Origin of the sequence: Enterococcus sp. CWB-B31, from assembly GCF_020567645.1 — a bacterium.
Classification (GTDB): Bacteria; Bacillota; Bacilli; order Lactobacillales; family Enterococcaceae; genus Enterococcus_L.
On the sequence record NZ_JAJDJW010000001.1, the window covers coordinates 522,493 to 538,612 of the forward strand.

A 16,120-nucleotide genomic window follows, 5' to 3' on the forward strand; every position below is an offset into this window, starting at 1 on the left:
AAACTAGCTGTAAAAATTATAGAAACAGCTGGTAATTCCCCAGTTGCTTTTGAGGCTGCTCGTTCTTGTTGTTAAAGCATACAAGTTAAAATTTTCTATCATTGAATATCATTTATGAACGATCTCTTAATATAATTTGGTCAGAGCACTAGGATAAGTCATCCGAGATTCATTATAAAGGATTTTTTTTGTTTTTGGATAGTGAATAGTTTAATGCAACATCAAGGATAAAACCAGTGAATAAAATTTCTCGTAAAAATTTCGTTCACTGGTTTTATGAATTTATAAGATGATTTTAATAGGTTGGATATATAAATGCTCAGTAGTATCTTCGATGGTTAGGAAATACATAGAAGGAAGCCTTTCATTCATAAAATGACCTTGTATAGCCATTTCTAAAGCTTAAAGATCGCCATTGAATGTTTAGTAATGAAGACCAATTCCTCCCATTATACAAGATCTGATCAGCCATGTTAGGTACGGATTTTACGTATGCTCGTGTTTTGGGTTCAAAATTACCAAGTATTTCTGTTAGTGCATCATTTCCCTCTAAATGGTTTGATGTTGCTGTCTCCTAAATTTTTGCAGCTGAAGCAGAATGTAGACCTAAACCAAAACAAGAAAAGCTGATAACGAATAAACAAAATGATGTGATAACTTTTTCATAAAAAATCCTTTCTAAAAATTTTTTTGAACTCTTTTATAGTACAATAATAAAAAGATGTCTAATTGTTAATAATTTTTTTAATGAAATAGTACAAAATGGAGGTATTTTATGGAGTTGATTATTGAGAATCTTACGGTGAAAATTGGAAAAGAGAAAATTATTGAACATTTATGTCTTCAAGTGGCTTCTGGTGAAGTACTGGGTGTCGTTGCACCTAATGGTACTGGTAAAACCACCTTATTTAAAACCATCGGTACATTATTGCCAATTGAACAAGGGCGAATCGCACTCTCCCATTTTGATTTGGAAACAAACCGAAAAATGTATCTGGGCAATATATTCTTTATTGAAGGTGTAGACAATTTATATGAAAATTTAACAGCAAGAGAACATTTAAATTATGTAAACCATATCTGGAAAGGGAAAGATGAGGTTGACAAAATTTTGACCTTGTTACAAATGACAGACTATGCAGATAAACCCGTTAAAAAGCTGTCACTAGGTATGAAGCAGCATCTATTGATTGGCATGTATCTAGCTAGTAATGCAACTGTTTTGCTATTTGATGAACCGCTTAATGGTTTAGACCCAACTAGTGTGGAAATCGTCAATAACTGCTTAAAAAGACTGAGTGAAGAAAATAAAATTATTCTTCTTTCCTCACACGATTTATTTAACTTGGAAAGAACCTGTTCGAGAGTTGTTTTTATGAAAAATAAAAAGATTGCTCGTGTAGTGAAACAACTAACTCATCTCGAAGAAGAATACAAGCTTATTTTTCAAGGAAAGGGGCGCTTGTAGCATGTTCATTTTTGAAATTAGAAAAATATTAAAAGAAAAGAGTTTTTATTTTCTTCTGGCGCTCTTCTTTTTGATGTTATTATCACCAGTTTTTTCAAGAGATACTTTGAATGACCAATTTCAAGCTGTTCAGCTTAAAAGCGTGCTGAAACAAAATAAGGAGAATATCAATCAATTAGCAGATACCCCGGAAGCAAGTACCCTCGTTAAAGACTTAAAGGAAGTGAATCACCGTTTAGAATCAATGCTTGAGGCGATAGAGCAGGGTGATAAGGAAGCATTAGTAAAAACAGAATATGAATTAGAAATGAAAAATTTGGAGGATACACTTTCAGGAAAATTATACGGAAGGCCGTTAGTGGAACAAGAGAAGACAGTGAAAGAGTTACACTTTTTAATTGAAAACCAGATTACACAAGTTGACTACAATAAAACGAAAATGCCTGGTCTAAATTATCTGCATATGACCGTATCATACGGCCTCCCTTATACTTTTTTCTTTGTATTTATTGGTTTGATTATTTCAGGAATAATGACTCTAGAAAAAAGGAAGCACACGATTTCATTTTATAATGTACTCCCTGTTTCTCCTTTAAAGAAGATGTTCATCAAAATAGCATCAGGATTCATATATACTTTTTTAGGGACACTGTTCTTTTTCGTTATTGTCTTCCTAATCTTTAGTGCTTTTGAAGGAACAGGTTCACTGGATTATCCAGTTGGGATTATTACTAACAATGGTGAAGCCGAACTTATTACACTTTCTGTGTATTTATTACGTATTTTCGTTTTGTTTAGCTTGTGGTTGCTCTTCTTTTCTTGCCTAAGCTTTCTGATTTCGCTGTTCACAGGGAATAGTGCTGTAAATATGTCAATGCTGTTCTTTTTGATTTTGGGCGCTGAATTTTCACCATTTAAAAATGATTTTCTGATTACTTCTCACGTTAATTTTCCCAACATTGTAGTTGGCGGCTCAGGATATACAGAGCCTATAGGAACAACGATTTCCTTTCCATTTTCAGCAGGTATTATTTTGAGCTATTGCCTAGCTATACTACTTGTTTCCTATTTCGTTTTAAAAAGAAAACGTTGGGTTTTTTAGTGAAGATTGGGACTGCAATGTCATCAAAGTAAGGAATTCAGCAGGTTATTGAGAAATGGAAAAAATTGAAAATAAGCAGGACCATTTGAAAAACTGATCATTTTTTGTAAAACAGCTGTCATGGTTCTGCCTTTCTTTCATTTTTTGACAAACCAAATAAGCCGACACTTATCTGCTTTTAGAAAGTAATGCTATTTTTTGTGGCAGAATAAACGCGGTTTTTTCCAAAGTGAGTTGACTTTCTTGCTCAAAGGCGGTGAACATAGAGTAATAAAACAGTACCGGAGAGAATGATCTTGGACGAATTGATAAAGCTATTGGACGACCATACGACTTACATCGGGCATGAACTAATTGAAGATGCTTTTACTATTTGTGTTTCGTCAAATCGACAGATTGCTGCCTGTCCTTTGTTTAAAAGCTAAATTGACTATGGAAAAGACTACTTGAAGAAAGTCCTGAATGTTCAGATTATTATTTCCCCAACACAACGTGTTGCACATGATAAAGAAGATCAAAAAATCTCTCCAGCTAATGAAACCCGCAAAATGACTTTGGAGAAAAAATACAGAAGAATCAAAGGCTTTCTGCCGTAACGAACCGAGATGTACCGATTGTCCGCTAAGTTCCTGCTTGACAGTTGTTTGAGCCCCCTGGTATTGTTCTTGATGAATGTTTAAAATAGTTAAATTTGAGTATTTTTTTGATATCACGAGATATGGTCTGTCGTTCCCTTCTGTTTTTTTGTGTAGTGACTTAATCTTAACAGAGAACGATAGGTTATTTTACTCTGAAATAAGAACGGGACTGAGGAATTATCTCTAATTTCATCAGTCCCGTTTATTATAGAGCTTCTTTTTATAACGCCAATTATAAAAATTAAGCTAGACAATATGAAAGATCATTTATGATACACTCAATCTGTATTTCAAACTAAAGAAAACAAGGAGTACTCATAAATGATCTATATCAATATTGTTATAAACAAACTCATCTTAAATAGGATATTATTTTCATTTCAATCAACCGGTCCGTTATGCAGCTCAAAAATTGGACTGTACACTTCAGGATGATTTATAATATCTATCTGTCTATTTGACAGGGAGTAGTTCATATATCAGTGATGTCTTTTAATTCTGCTTTCTCGGTTAATGGTTTATAAATAGTAACAATTGAAAGTTTTGTCTCAGCATCTGGAATAACAGGAGTTACTTTACAAACTAACTTATAATTTACACCGGCAACGATCTGAGTACCAAGTAGGGCAAAAGGTTCTATCTTTGACCCTACAAAGCCACTAACAGCTTCCTCTAAAACCTTTCTTACGTCTTCTGTGATTTCTGGTGTTTCAGGAATAGTCCAACCGCCAACTTTTGTCATAAATAATTCCTCCCATGTGCTTATTTTCAAAGTAAAAATCACTTTGTAAATAAAATTATATAATGTATGTCTGGATTGTGCAACAAATATGGTGTAAATTGCTGGAAAATGTAATTTGATCACCACATAGCATCTTTAAAAATACGCGGTTAGGCAATAATCGGTTACTTCGAAAAAATCAGTTTATGAGAAAGGAATACTGATATGAAAAAGAAGGATTGTTTTGAATGTGACGAAGAACTAAGGTTCAATACAAATATTGGCAATCCAGAATGTGAAGATTGCGGATAGATATATATTCATAAATTGACTATGTTGTTTTGAAAGCTTTTTATGATCGAGAGCAAGAGGAGCCTTCGACGGGCTTAGAAGCTGTTAGGATGGAGTATTTTCCAAACGGTTTTATATAAAAGTGATCTATTTCAAAAACCGTTGTTTTTGAGAAGAGAGAATTTTTATTGACATGGAATGACTACCATAAATATAAAGGTAAGGGCGGTCAATTTAGCTTTGATACAGAAAAAGATGAATATGTTAGATGTGGGCTATTTTTATAAGAGTATTCAGATGTATTGGGAGAAAAATTACCTGATGACTGCTATGTTGATGGTTTCAGAAATGATCTAACAGTTTGCAAATGGTGTGCCCAAAAATTGTCAAACAAAGTGTAGCCTATTCAATCTCATAAAAAAGAATCGGAGACTGGGATGAAATGATAGGCTCTCTATAAAATAGAGCTATTTTTCCTTGTCTACTTTATAGGGAGCCTGTCTATCCTGCTGGCTGCTTCTTATCAAGTCATTTTTAATGTTGATTTTATCTTTTTTTCCCTCAATACTGCCAGATTCAGAATAAAGAACGCTGTCGCAAAGCATAGAAGAATCATGAGGTTAAACAGAACATCCTTCTGGAAGTCTGCATTTAGCTGGGCAGATTCTGCGATCAGCTCATTGGTTCGTGCAAACCAGTAAGTCGGCGTGAACGAACCAATTTTTAAAACGAATGCCGGCATGATCGAAGCTGGAACGAAAATACCACCCGAGAAGCAGCTGCCCATGATAAAGACATTGTTGATACCGCCGATGGCTTCATTGTTGTGGATAAAGCTTGTAATAAAAGTTGAGAAACTGACCATGACAATAAAGAACACTGCGGTATTTAGTAAAGTATAGCCTGTATATGCGTTAAAGCCGCTCCTTGTAAAAATCAGCATATAGATAATAAATGCCAGTGTGATAGTAACAGAATAACCGAGCATACCTATGGAAATACGACGGGAAAGCTTTTGCTTGGAAATTGGCGAACAGTTATTGCGGTGCTTAATTTCTGGACGGTTAAAGGCCAGATTAATGACTGCATAGCCGGAAAAAATGGAGGTGAACAGTCCATACGCCAATAAATTAAATACTCTTGCTGTTACCAGTCGATTTTGCTTTTTGGCATGATTTGCATTCAGCACAACTTTCCCATTGGAGATGAGGCTTTTGTTTGTTGTTTTAATAAGTTCAGAGGTTTCCATATCTGCTGCTTTTTGAAAATCCAAATAGGTATTCAGATAGTTATTAATATAGGTATCCATTAATGATTTTGAGAAAGAGTCCGGTCTTGTCTGAACTTCCATCATAGGTATTTTGCCCGCTGAAAGCTTAGAAGCAAAGCCCTTTTTGATCGTCAGGATGTAATCAGTCTGACGGAAATACAGCGCATCATCTTTACTTTTTTGATTATTTTCAAGCTTCATAACATCAGCACGCTGTTCAATGTATGAAGCTAAGGCTTTACTAAGCTCAGAGTTGTCTTCGTCGATGATGGCTGCAGCAGCTGTTTCCAGATTGCTGACATCAGCCGAAGAGGAGCTGGAATATAAAAAGGTGACTGCAAACGTAATGATGACACCTAACAGCAGTGAACCTTTATTCTTTTTAAGGATTTGCAGGATAGCATTATAGATGGTCATAGTGAGCCTTCCTTTCGAAGTAGAAATTTGCAAGAATAAAGAAAACAGTAAAGCCGATTAAATATAGAATATTTGTAAAAAACGGTTGGATATCGCTGTAGTAATACAACTGATAAAAGCTTTCGCTCAGCAAGTTGACCAGATTGATGCGCCCTAAAATCGGGAAGTTCATATCAATCGTATATTTGATTTGTTCGGTTCCCATCATGCCGGCTAAAAAACTCATCATCATAGTCAGTGAAATGGCAATCGATGATTTTTTGTTGAAATCTCCTTTAACTGTATGGGCAATAAATGATCCGAAAGCAAGTGCACATAGACATCCTAATGCGCAGGTAAGGATAATCCAGCCCCAGCGCTGCCCGAAATCTACGCCGTAGACAAAGTGGAATACAGCTAATTGAATAAGTATTTCCAGGAAAAACAACGTATACGCAGCGAGCATATTGCTGATAATAATCAATAGTTTATTTGTTGGTGCCATGCTCAAACGAATCCCGTTTGGCGACTGATCAGCTTTTTCGTCATTGACATTTCTCAACCCCCAGAAAAATCCGTACATACAGGCCATTCCAACGAGGGTGAAGAAGTAAAAGCTTTTAGTACTGCCGTTTTTTGAATACTCATTTTCCTCAATAAAGTTTTTCTGTGAAAAATAGTCTTCTGTAAGCTGCTCCGGTGTTACTTGCCCGGAAGCAAGCAGTGTCTCTATCTTTTGTTTTTGCTGCAGATATTGATCCAAAAATTCTTTTAAAATAGTCTGGCTGATGCCGTCTGCTGCAATATGAAGGGTAATTTCATCTCCGTCAAAGCTGTAATAGCCGCTGATTTTTCCGCCTTCCAGCTGCTTTTGAGCTTCTGCGGCAGACAGTTCTTTATTTTTGAATGCAGGCTTTTCTCCCACTTTTAGCTGTTCTAAAATGCTGGTGAACGGTGCAATATTTTCTTCATTTTTAGCAACAACAGCGATATCTGACGGCTCTACAACATCCAGATTATCCAATCCGCTAAACGCAAAGTTAAACAGCAATCCCAGAACAATTGGGAAAGCCAATGTCCAAAACAACAACGAATAATTTTTTGACATAACCTTTATGCGATATTTATATAAATGCCAAAACATAATTTTCCTCCTAATCCCGCAGCTCTTGGCCGGTAATTTCAAGAAACACATCATTTAACGTAATTTCCTGTGTGCGGATACTTCCATATGAGACAGCCTGCTGCTCCAAATAGTTCAGTAATTCGATAAGTGTCGTTTTCGTATTTGAAGTTTGGATGGTCAGATAATTGTCTTCATGAACAGCTTCCAGAACGTTTGCCAGCTGATGGATTTGCTGGATATGGCTCTGAGAAAGCTCGGGAATCTCGAGAACCAGTTTTTCATTGTTGCGAATCATGTCCTTCAACTGTTCTTTGCTTCCTTCTGCAATCACCTGTCCTTGATCAATAATGACGATTTGATTGCACAATAATTCAACTTCTTCCATATAATGTGTGGTGTAAACAACAGTTGCTCCTTGAGCATTCAGTTCTTTGATACTGTCCAGAATTTTATTCCGGCTTTGCGGATCAACAGCCACAGTTGGCTCGTCCAGAAAGATTAATTCCGGTTTATGAACGATTCCGCAGGCGATGTTTAGTCGGCGTTTTAGCCCGCCGCTTAATTTGTTCGGAGTAAACTTTATAAATTCTTCCAGTCCGACGAGTTGGATGACCTCGTCCACATGTTGAATGCGTGCGGCCTTATCTGTAATATACAGACCACAGTAATAATCAATGTTGTCTTTCACTGTAAGTTCTTCAAAAACAGCTACTTCCTGAGGAACGATACCAATTCGGCGCTTCAAGTCATAACGGTTGGGCGCCATCGGTTCTCCAAAAAGTTTGATTTCACCACGGTCATAGGAAAGAAGGGAGAGCATACAGTTGATTGCTGTTGATTTTCCGCTGCCATTCGGTCCGAGTAAACCAAGAATGTCGCCGTTTTTTACGTTCAAATTAAAATGATTTAAAGCAGTTAGGTCCCCATAGCGTTTTACCAGATTATTTATTTCGATGATCATATGAAAAACTCCTTTAAAATTTCTTTATACTATGACTATAATAAATTGAGAAAACATTCACTAGTGAATATTGTCCAAATAAAACATGACAAATGTCATAAAAAAGAGGAAAGATATGAGAAAAGACAAAATTTATGTGTTGGAACAGGGTCTTTTTCTAATGATTGGTATTTTGCTGTCAATGCAGGAACACTTTCAGCCTCAGCTGATTATTTATCCATTGACTGCTGTCATTTTTTGCGGAGCAGGTTATCTTCTGGTACCTGAAAAAAATAGATGGCTGCTGCCGATTTTTTTTGCAGGACTGGGTGTTCGCTGGCCGCTGCTTCTGTTTTATTTGCCGTTGATTCTGCGTATTTTTGGTTCAAAACAGTGGAAACAGCCGAGTGTCCAGTTTTTGGCTGCTGCCTTTATTATGTATTTGTCGGGAAGCCTGTCATTAAGTTATCGTTCGATTGTGCTGGTGGTTTCGCTGGCTGCTCAGCTTGGCTGCTGGAATCAGCAGAGATATAGGCGTCTTGAAAAACAATTTAGGCTTTTAAAAGATGACAGTTGGGAAAATCAGCAGCAGTTAGAAAATAAAAATAAATTGTTACAGGAAAATCAGGAATCACTAATTGAACTGGAAATTTTACAGGAGAGAAATCGAATTGCTCGTGATATACATGACAATGTTGGTCATCTTTTGTCCAGTGCCATTATTCAATTAGGTGCTATCGAAGCTCTTAATCAACAGGAGAATTTGATGAAGCCTGTTCAATTACTAAAAGAGACCGTTCATCAGGGAATGGATAATATTCGCGAAAGTGTGCATGATCTGCATCAGGAGACATTGCCGTTAGATATGGCTGTTGATTTAATGGTGAACGAGTTTCGGTTTTGTCCGGTGGAGATTAAAGGGACATTTTTGGAGCGGCTGTCCGCTCAGGAAAATAAGGTGCTGATTATGGTTATCAAGGAAGCTTTATCCAATGTAATGAAGCATAGTCATGCATCAAAAGTTGTGATTGGGTTTACTGAGATGCCTGCCTTTTATCGCTGTAAAATTAGTAATGACTGTAGTAAAAAAGTTGAATATGATCCGACTGAAGCAGGAATCGGAATTACAGGAATGCATCAGCGTGTGAGGGGAATTGGTGGACAACTGCACGTGAAAGCATCAAAAAATGAATTTTTACTTACCGTTATTTTACCGAAAGGAGGAAGGATATGATTCAGGTAGTTATAATAGATGATGACGTACTGGTAACGGAGTCGCTGAAAACAATTTTGGAGGCTTCGGGAGAGATTGAGGTAATTGGTTTGGGGCATGATTCATCTGCTGCAGTTAGATTGTACAAAGAGTTGAGACCGGATGTGTTATTAACGGATATACGAATGGGTGAAATGACAGGGATTGATGCCTCTAAGAAAATTTTGGCAGAGTTTCCGCAGGCAGCGATTCTTTTATTAACAACATTTTCAGATGATAAATACATACGGGAAGCATTAAAGGTTGGAGTGAAAGGGTACCTGATTAAGCAAAATCTGGCGGCAATTCTTCCTTCTGTGAAAGCTGTTTACAATGGACAATCTGTTTTTGGGACACAAATCATCGATCACCTGTCGAATATATTACAAGAGACAACACAGGAACAGTCCTCTGACTACCAGCTTTCCGAAAGGGAAGAAACGATTTTGCTTCAGGTAGCTGCCGGAAAAAATAATCATGAAATTGCCAAAGAGCTGTTTCTTAGTGAAGGTACTGTGCGTAATTATATCAGTCAACTTCTTGAAAAGCTGAATGTACGTGACCGGACGCAGCTGGCTATTTTTTATTATCAGAAGTATAAGTAGGAATAGGACGAAACTGTATTCCCTAAAATAAATGGGTTGCCTGCAAAGTGCAGAACTATAATAATTTTTTAGGAAAAAAATGTATGAACTGCCAATAAAATCTAAACTGTCCCCCATAGAGGACACTCTTTTTCTAAGTGTCTACTCTATAGGGGACAGTTTAATCGTCTGGTTCATACACTTTTTCTTTATATTTTTATACTGGCTGCCTCAAGAAAAGATTCCGTTTTCATCTCGCAATTAGCTAGTGTATTGACCGAATTAAAACTAAGCTATGCTTCTAACCCAAGAAATGTGCAGCCAGCATGGGAGCAACTCGGCAGAAAACACCGAGTTCGTCCCTAACTGGAGTCAAACTAGCTGTAAAAATTATAGAAATAGCTAGTAGTTCCCTAGTTGCTTTTGAGGCTGCTCGTTCTTGTCATTGAAGCATACACGTTAACATTTTCTATCTTTGTACATCAGTTGTAACCGATCTTTTATTATAATTTATAATTTGGTCAGAGCGCTAGGACAAAAGCACGAAGAAAATACTAGTGAAAATTAGACCATTTATTTTTCTGAATCCAAAATTTTTCTACAGTTTCAGAAAAATAGCTCTTCATGTTTTTGTCGTGACAATTACCCAATTCTTTCCCCTTCGCCGTATCCATGAGAACTGCCCCAGTTAAACTCTTTCAAGCAGGTATCAATGTCCTCTTCAAAAGAGAAGATGCTGATTCCTTTTTCTTGGATTTTATTTGTGTCCAGACGCAAGTCTCGAAAAGAACCAGTATAACGCTGATCGTCAGGTAAAATGTATTGTTGGATCTTTTCTTTTGAAAAACCTAATTTTTTCCCAATTAGCTTTGCTGCTTCATAGCTGGATAAGTTGTTGGTACTGGAAAAATGATACGTATCTGTCGGCAGCTGAATAATTGTTTCAAAAGCATCTGTCAGCCGTTTTGCGTAAGTTAAGCCGCGAACCTCATTGACTGTGAAGACAGCCGGTTTCTGATAGAAGAGAGTCTGCATGACTTTTTTTATGATATTGGGACTTTCCTTAATTCCCGGAGAAGACAAGCCCATCATCCATGACAGTCTGAGAATCAGATAATCACTGCTGTTGTTAAGTAGAAATTGTTCAACCTCTATTTTTTGCCGACCATAAACAGATGAACTGTTCGTTTCCTGTACCTCTGAGAATGGACCTTTTTCTGCTGCATTGTTGAAGACCTGTTCCGTACTCAAAAAGACAAAACGAGCTTTTTTTCTTTGGCATAGTTCAGCAATTTTTATGGCGCTTTCGGTATTTATTCTTTTTGTTGCTTCTGGATTGCTTTCACAATCTGCTGTTTGCGTACGGGCAGCTGTATGAAAAACAAGGTCAAAATCCAGCTTTTCAAAATAAGCAGCAGTCTTTTTTGGGTCAGTTAAGTCTACGTTAGAACGTGTGACTGGGATAAAGTGAAAATTTTCTTTATTTGTTTGCTGAATAAGAGAAGCTAAATAACCATTGGCTCCGGTGATTGCAATTTTTTTCATAGGATTAAACCACTGGATTAATTGTTATCTGACCATCTACTGCTTCCTTTTTTAACTCCTCGATAATTGCAATACCTGCACTGGTGCCAATTCTTTCAGCGCCACAGGCAATCATCTGTTTAAAGGCAGCAGCGTCTCTTATTCCTCCGGCTGCCTTCACCTTCACCTGTGATCCTACTTGTTTTTTCATTAGTTTTACATCTTCAAAAGTGGCTCCGGTAGCAGCAAAGCCAGTGGAGGTCTTGATGTAATCCGGCTGTACTTCTTTTGCAATTTGGCAAAGCTGAATTTTTTCTTCCTCAGTCAGATAGGCATTCTCAAAAATAACTTTTGACGGGACATTTGCCTGACGACAGACAGCAACGATTTTTTCCATTTCTTCTTTTAAGTATGACCAGTTCCCGGCCTTTACTTCGGTCAGATTAATCATATAGTCGATTTCAGTGGCCCCTGAATCAATTGCATTTTGTGTTTCTGCAACCTTTGCTTTAATGGTTGTTTGTCCAAGAGGGAAACTTATAGCAGCCCCAATGCTGATATCACTGTCCTTTAAAAATAAACTACATCGTTTGGATTGAACCTGGTTGATTGCAACCATTTTAAAATGGTAAGTCCTTGCTTCTGAGCAGAGCTTGCTCATATCTGCCTCTGTTGCATCTGCCTTAAGATTTGTGTGGTCAATAAAACGCGCTAATTCATCAATAGTATACGTTGTCATTATTTATCCTCCTTTATGTATTTACATAATAGATGATAAAACAAGATTTGTTTATTGTCAATTGAAAAAATAATTACATTTTAATGTTGACAGCGATTTCTTTAGGGGTTATTATGATTTTGTTGAGTTATTTGTAATTACATAAAAGGAGTGGTTGAATGAAGTTGATTTTGGCATCTCATGGCGATCTTTGTACAGGTATGTTAAGCAGCTATCAAATGATTGCAGGGGTAAACAAAGATATCGCTGTCATCTCACTGACAGATGCAGGTATTGAAGATTTTGTCCGGCGGTTCAATACCATGTTGGATGAATTTGTTCGAACGCACGAAGTTTTAATTATCACAGATATTAAAGGTGGAACGCCATACAATGAAGCATTTAACTACTTTCTGAGAAAAAAGGAAAAAGTTCGAGTCATTTCAGGAATGAATCTTCCCATGGTAATTGAGACGGGGCTCAATTTACAAACCAAATCGCTGGGTGATCTGTATTCTCTGGCACTGGATATTGGAAGAAGCGGGATTGAAGGAGCAGAAGAGATCGAAACACAAACGGATGATATTGAATTTTAAATAGGAATGGAGAGAGGATAATGACAATTACTTTAGCAAGAGTCGATGACCGTGTGATACATGGGCAGACGACAACCAGATGGACGAAGGCCCGGTCTGTACAGGGAATTTTAGTTGTAGGAGACGATATCGCCAACGATGATTTAAGAAAAAGAGTATTGAAGGCAGCTGCCGGGAATTTAAAGTTGGGTGTTTATACAACGGAACAAGCAGTGGAAAGCATTCCAAAAGGAAAAAATTCTGACAAGGATTTCTTTTTAATCAGCAACTCGCCTCAAACCTTTGCAAAGCTGGTGGAACTGGGAGTGGATTTTGGCAGGAAATTAAATGTTGGACCGATGAATACTCGCGAAGGAGCCAAGGTACTGGGAAGAACAGTGGCAATTGATGGAAAGGATTATGAAGCATTTGAGTATCTGGAAAAAAATGGCATTGAAATCGGGTTTCAGCTGTTGCCTGATGATGAAGCAAAGCCATGGAAAGTGATGAAAGACAAATTTGATTCAATGACTTAGAGGAGGAATGTAGAAATGGATGGAAGTTTATTTTTACCGGCGTTGCTAACAGGTATTTTCTGCTACTTGGGCGCTATTGAAAGTCCCTGGCTGTTTGGAATGAGCGGCGGATTTTATGTGGTTGGCCGGCCGCTGGTGGCGGGACTTTTGACAGGTATCGCGTTTGGCGACATTCGTGCGGGCGTATTATGCGGGCTCGCTGTTCAAGCGGTTTTTATTGCCAACTTGTCAACCGGAGGAGCCACCAACAGTGAAATTACTTATGCTGCTTATGGCGGAATTGGTTTGGCTCTGGCAACAACGAGAGATCCGGCAGTTGCAGTGACATTGTCGATTTTAATCGGTCAAACGTTTGGACTTATTTTTTATAACACTCGGATGGCGCTGTATTCTTTTTGGAATACAAAAGCGCAAAAAGCAGCAGAGAATATTGATGATCGCGGAATTGTATTGAATCATGTCGTCTATCCGCAGATCACTACTTTCCTGCTTCGGGCCGTACCGATTTTTGCTGCAATCTTTTTTGGACGGGGACTAGTTGACTGGCTGCTGTCAAATGTGCCTGAGGTAGTTACCGATATTATCTCTGTTTTAGGCGGGGTTCTTCCTGCACTTGGGATTGCGATGTTAATGGGGATTGTTGTGAAGGACAAAATTCATTTGGTATTTTTCTTTGCCGGCTTCGTATTGATGGCTTTTGCCGGTTTGAATATGATTGCTTTAGTGTTTATTGCAGCAATGGTCAGCTATGTTGTCTATTTAAGTACTGGGAGCAGCGTGTCAAAAGGGAATACTGTTTCAGCAGCAGAAGCAGTTGGTTCAGATGCTGCATATGAAGATGACGATTTGTTCTAGGGAGGGCTAGTTAATGGATGTACAAAAAGAAAATAGAATGACGAAAAAGGAATTGCGCCAGATTTGGAAGCGGTGGGGTTTCACGCACCTTTCTTCCATGAGTTATGAAAAATTGCAGGCACATGCATGGGCATTTTCTTATTTGCCTTTTGCCGAGAAATATTATAAAAATGACCTGGAAGGAAAAAGAAAGTTATTACTCAGACATTCCATGTTTTATAATACAGAGCCACAAACCGGTCAGATCATTAATGGTATTGTTGCTTCGCTGGAAGAAGAGATTGCTCTTGGCGGAGATGTACCTGAAGAAATGCCGATTAACATCAAGACAACCTTGATGGGGCCGCTTGCTGGAATTGGGGATTCAATCATCCAGGGAATTATTGTACCGATTTTATTGTCTATTGGTATGGGATTGGCCGCAGGTGGAAATGCCTTAGGTCCGATTTTCTATATTATCAGCTATGGAATCGCCGGACCGCTGATTTCTTACCTGTGTTTTATGAATGGGTATCGTTTAGGAGTAAATGCAATTGATGTAATCATTGGTGAAAATGCGAAACGAATTACAGATGCGTTCAACATCTTGGGGATCATGGTTGTTGGCGGTCTGGCAGCTTCTAATATCGTGTTGAATACAGCCATTGAAATTCCTATGGGAGACGAGGTACAAAGTCTTCAAACCGTTTTGGATGGCATATTTCCAAACGTTTTACCATTGGCAATGGTTTTGCTGGCGTGGTATTTGTTAACATCAAAACAATTGACGGCAACAAAAGTGATTCTGGTACTGACTGTGATTTCTGCAGTTGGGGTTATGTTGGGAGTATTTTAAAAAGATGTTGTGACAAGCTTCTCCATGTGATGAGTAACTGCAGGAGCACGTACACGATTTTAACTGCGACGAGTAACCGCAGGAGCACGTGTACGAACAGAAGTACTAAGCACATCATGTATCATCTACTCTGACAAGTCACTCGTAGTGAAATGAGAACCGTAGATACAAGGACTTTCCACTGATGCAAGAACCTTTAATGAGACGGTATGTGTCTGATGATCAGAGGAGATAGCAATAAGTCATTCCTGTATTAAAAGCTTACTCCTATGCTTCTTACGAATACTCGAATCATACGAAGACTGGAACACTATTTATTCGGTTTTTAGGGGCTGCAACATACTAATGTCACAGCCCTTTTTTCTTAGGAGGGGAAATAATGTATATTTTAGAACCGATTTCCAAAGAGCGAATTTGGGGAACGCCGCGATTGCATGGATATAATGGTGCAGAAGAAATAGAAAGAATCGGCTCTGTTTATTCTGCAAGTGCAATCGCAGAAATAGACTGCCGGCTGGAGGAATTTGAGGGCAACATCACATTGGGTAAGCTGATTAAAGATAACCCAGCGGCTTTTGGTTTGTGTGAGGGAGAAGTGTATCCTTTGATTATTTCGTTTACCGCATGTGATGATAATTTGAGTATTCAGGTTCATCCAACTGACGATTTTGCCCAAAAAAATGAAGGAATGCCCTACGGGAAAAGCGAAGCATGGTACTTTCTGTCATCTCCAGAAGCTGGCTGGATTTATGCCGGTCAACAGCTGAAAGATAAGAACCGAATTGAAGCAGCAGTAAAAGATAACCAGTATAAGGATGTTTTAAATGAATATTCGGTTACGGAAAAAGAGCTGATCTATATTCCATCCGGCACTATTCACGCATTAACCAAAGGCTCTCTGGTTTATGAAATTCAGCAGGCGACAGATATTACTTATCGATTTTATGATTATGACCGTAAAGATCAGAACGGAAAAAAACGCGAATTGCACGTAGAAAAAGCTTTATCCACTCTTATTCCCCAACAGGAAGTAAAAAAGGATACTTTTCTTATAGGACAGGAAGCAAAATTTAGAGAATTTTCAATTACGCATTTCATTCCAGAAAATGTACTCGAAAATCCCAATAATATTGCCAGTATAGTAACCGTTCTTTCCGGCGAAATTATTGTAGAAAACAGTACTCTGACGGCTGGGCGCAGTCTGCTGCTGATGCCAAAAGAAAAAGTTCAGGTTCAGGGCTCCGGGGAATGTGTATTGGCAGTCCCTTACAGATATTGGGGGAAATAGC

17 protein-coding genes are annotated in these 16,120 nt (G+C 38.1%); 11 read left to right on the top strand and 6 right to left on the bottom strand.

What is annotated here, in order from left to right; translation table 11 throughout:
• Positions 1-775: 775 nt before the first annotated feature.
• The 4 genes from LI954_RS02160 to LI954_RS02170 all read left to right on the top strand — a co-directional run bounded on the left by LI954_RS02160 (position 776) and on the right by LI954_RS02170 (position 3,166).
• The gene (locus LI954_RS02160) at positions 776-1,468 is read left to right on the top strand and encodes an ATP-binding cassette domain-containing protein (RefSeq protein ID WP_229443376.1); all 693 of its coding nucleotides are present in this window, start codon (positions 776-778) and stop codon (positions 1,466-1,468) included.
• Between the two features lies 1 nt (position 1,469).
• The gene (locus LI954_RS02165; protein WP_229443378.1) at positions 1,470-2,570 is read left to right on the top strand and encodes an ABC transporter permease; all 1,101 of its coding nucleotides are present in this window, start codon (positions 1,470-1,472) and stop codon (positions 2,568-2,570) included.
• Between the two features lie 296 nt (positions 2,571-2,866).
• Positions 2,867-2,995, top strand: coding sequence for a hypothetical protein (locus tag LI954_RS16015; RefSeq protein WP_267491400.1), 129 nt, complete (start codon positions 2,867-2,869; stop codon positions 2,993-2,995).
• 21 nt (positions 2,996-3,016) lie between these two features.
• A complete protein-coding gene (locus LI954_RS02170; protein WP_229443380.1) occupies positions 3,017-3,166 on the top strand; it encodes a hypothetical protein in 150 nt (49 codons plus the stop codon).
• A gap of 514 nt (positions 3,167-3,680) precedes the next feature.
• Here LI954_RS02170 and LI954_RS02175 read toward each other — a convergent pair.
• The 4 genes from LI954_RS02175 to LI954_RS02190 all read right to left on the bottom strand — a co-directional run bounded on the left by LI954_RS02175 (position 3,681) and on the right by LI954_RS02190 (position 7,973).
• Complete coding sequence (locus LI954_RS02175) at positions 3,681-3,950, bottom strand: hypothetical protein (RefSeq protein ID WP_229443382.1); 270 nt, start codon at positions 3,948-3,950, stop codon at positions 3,681-3,683.
• A 793-nt stretch (positions 3,951-4,743) separates the two neighbouring features.
• A complete protein-coding gene (locus tag LI954_RS02180) occupies positions 4,744-5,907 on the bottom strand; it encodes an ABC transporter permease (RefSeq protein WP_229443383.1) in 1,164 nt (387 codons plus the stop codon).
• On the bottom strand, positions 5,894-7,030 hold the full coding sequence (locus LI954_RS02185) for an ABC transporter permease (RefSeq protein ID WP_229443385.1): 1,137 nt from the start codon (positions 7,028-7,030) through the stop codon (positions 5,894-5,896). Before LI954_RS02185 ends, LI954_RS02180 begins: the two co-directional genes overlap by 14 nt.
• A 10-nt stretch (positions 7,031-7,040) precedes the next feature.
• On the bottom strand, positions 7,041-7,973 hold the full coding sequence (locus LI954_RS02190; protein WP_229443386.1) for an ABC transporter ATP-binding protein: 933 nt from the start codon (positions 7,971-7,973) through the stop codon (positions 7,041-7,043).
• 115 nt (positions 7,974-8,088) lie between these two features.
• Between LI954_RS02190 and LI954_RS02195 the strand changes: the two genes are divergently transcribed.
• Both LI954_RS02195 and LI954_RS02200 read left to right on the top strand, forming a co-directional pair.
• Complete coding sequence (locus LI954_RS02195) at positions 8,089-9,186, top strand: sensor histidine kinase (protein WP_229443387.1); 1,098 nt, start codon at positions 8,089-8,091, stop codon at positions 9,184-9,186.
• Entirely contained in the window at positions 9,183-9,809 is a 627-nt protein-coding gene (locus tag LI954_RS02200; protein WP_202067589.1) for a response regulator, read from the top strand. Before LI954_RS02195 ends, LI954_RS02200 begins: the two co-directional genes overlap by 4 nt.
• A 621-nt stretch (positions 9,810-10,430) precedes the next feature.
• Here the strand turns inward: LI954_RS02200 and LI954_RS02205 are convergent.
• Both LI954_RS02205 and deoC read right to left on the bottom strand, forming a co-directional pair.
• Positions 10,431-11,333, bottom strand: coding sequence for an SDR family oxidoreductase (locus tag LI954_RS02205; RefSeq protein ID WP_229443389.1), 903 nt, complete (start codon positions 11,331-11,333; stop codon positions 10,431-10,433).
• 4 nt (positions 11,334-11,337) lie between these two features.
• On the bottom strand, positions 11,338-12,051 hold the full coding sequence (gene deoC / locus LI954_RS02210) for a deoxyribose-phosphate aldolase (protein WP_202067591.1): 714 nt from the start codon (positions 12,049-12,051) through the stop codon (positions 11,338-11,340).
• Positions 12,052-12,209: 158 nt separating this feature from the next.
• Between deoC and LI954_RS02215 the strand changes: the two genes are divergently transcribed.
• The 5 genes from LI954_RS02215 (at position 12,210) to LI954_RS02235 (ending at position 16,119) form a co-directional block, all read left to right on the top strand.
• Positions 12,210-12,626: a PTS sugar transporter subunit IIA gene (locus LI954_RS02215; RefSeq protein ID WP_202067592.1), complete on the top strand. Its 417-nt coding sequence runs from the start codon at positions 12,210-12,212 to the stop codon at positions 12,624-12,626.
• Positions 12,627-12,646: 20 nt separating this feature from the next.
• The gene (locus LI954_RS02220; protein ID WP_202067593.1) at positions 12,647-13,141 is read left to right on the top strand and encodes a PTS system mannose/fructose/N-acetylgalactosamine-transporter subunit IIB; all 495 of its coding nucleotides are present in this window, start codon (positions 12,647-12,649) and stop codon (positions 13,139-13,141) included.
• Between the two features lie 15 nt (positions 13,142-13,156).
• The gene (locus LI954_RS02225) at positions 13,157-13,996 is read left to right on the top strand and encodes a PTS mannose/fructose/sorbose/N-acetylgalactosamine transporter subunit IIC (protein WP_202067594.1); all 840 of its coding nucleotides are present in this window, start codon (positions 13,157-13,159) and stop codon (positions 13,994-13,996) included.
• Positions 13,997-14,009: 13 nt separating this feature from the next.
• Positions 14,010-14,831, top strand: coding sequence for a PTS system mannose/fructose/sorbose family transporter subunit IID (locus tag LI954_RS02230; protein ID WP_202067595.1), 822 nt, complete (start codon positions 14,010-14,012; stop codon positions 14,829-14,831).
• Positions 14,832-15,210: 379 nt separating this feature from the next.
• Entirely contained in the window at positions 15,211-16,119 is a 909-nt protein-coding gene (locus LI954_RS02235; protein WP_229443390.1) for a class I mannose-6-phosphate isomerase, read from the top strand.
• The last annotated feature ends 1 nt before the right edge of the window (position 16,120 follow it).

What these genes read in the sequence shown, in the direction of transcription:
- LI954_RS02160 (WP_229443376.1), top strand. Translation starts at nt 776, where the DNA reads ATGGAGTTGATTATTGAGAATCTTACGGTGAAAATTGGAAAAGAGAAA.
- LI954_RS02165 (WP_229443378.1), top strand. Translation starts at nt 1,470, where the DNA reads ATGTTCATTTTTGAAATTAGAAAAATATTAAAAGAAAAGAGTTTTTAT.
- LI954_RS02175 (WP_229443382.1), bottom strand. Translation starts at nt 3,950, where the DNA reads ATGACAAAAGTTGGCGGTTGGACTATTCCTGAAACACCAGAAATCACA.
- LI954_RS02180 (WP_229443383.1), bottom strand. Translation starts at nt 5,907, where the DNA reads ATGACCATCTATAATGCTATCCTGCAAATCCTTAAAAAGAATAAAGGT.
- LI954_RS02185 (WP_229443385.1), bottom strand. Translation starts at nt 7,030, where the DNA reads ATGTTTTGGCATTTATATAAATATCGCATAAAGGTTATGTCAAAAAAT.
- LI954_RS02190 (WP_229443386.1), bottom strand. Translation starts at nt 7,973, where the DNA reads ATGATCATCGAAATAAATAATCTGGTAAAACGCTATGGGGACCTAACT.
- LI954_RS02195 (WP_229443387.1), top strand. Translation starts at nt 8,089, where the DNA reads ATGAGAAAAGACAAAATTTATGTGTTGGAACAGGGTCTTTTTCTAATG.
- LI954_RS02200 (WP_202067589.1), top strand. Translation starts at nt 9,183, where the DNA reads ATGATTCAGGTAGTTATAATAGATGATGACGTACTGGTAACGGAGTCG.
- LI954_RS02205 (WP_229443389.1), bottom strand. Translation starts at nt 11,333, where the DNA reads ATGAAAAAAATTGCAATCACCGGAGCCAATGGTTATTTAGCTTCTCTT.
- deoC (WP_202067591.1), bottom strand. Translation starts at nt 12,051, where the DNA reads ATGACAACGTATACTATTGATGAATTAGCGCGTTTTATTGACCACACA.
- LI954_RS02215 (WP_202067592.1), top strand. Translation starts at nt 12,210, where the DNA reads ATGAAGTTGATTTTGGCATCTCATGGCGATCTTTGTACAGGTATGTTA.
- LI954_RS02220 (WP_202067593.1), top strand. Translation starts at nt 12,647, where the DNA reads ATGACAATTACTTTAGCAAGAGTCGATGACCGTGTGATACATGGGCAG.
- LI954_RS02225 (WP_202067594.1), top strand. Translation starts at nt 13,157, where the DNA reads ATGGATGGAAGTTTATTTTTACCGGCGTTGCTAACAGGTATTTTCTGC.
- LI954_RS02230 (WP_202067595.1), top strand. Translation starts at nt 14,010, where the DNA reads ATGGATGTACAAAAAGAAAATAGAATGACGAAAAAGGAATTGCGCCAG.
- LI954_RS02235 (WP_229443390.1), top strand. Translation starts at nt 15,211, where the DNA reads ATGTATATTTTAGAACCGATTTCCAAAGAGCGAATTTGGGGAACGCCG.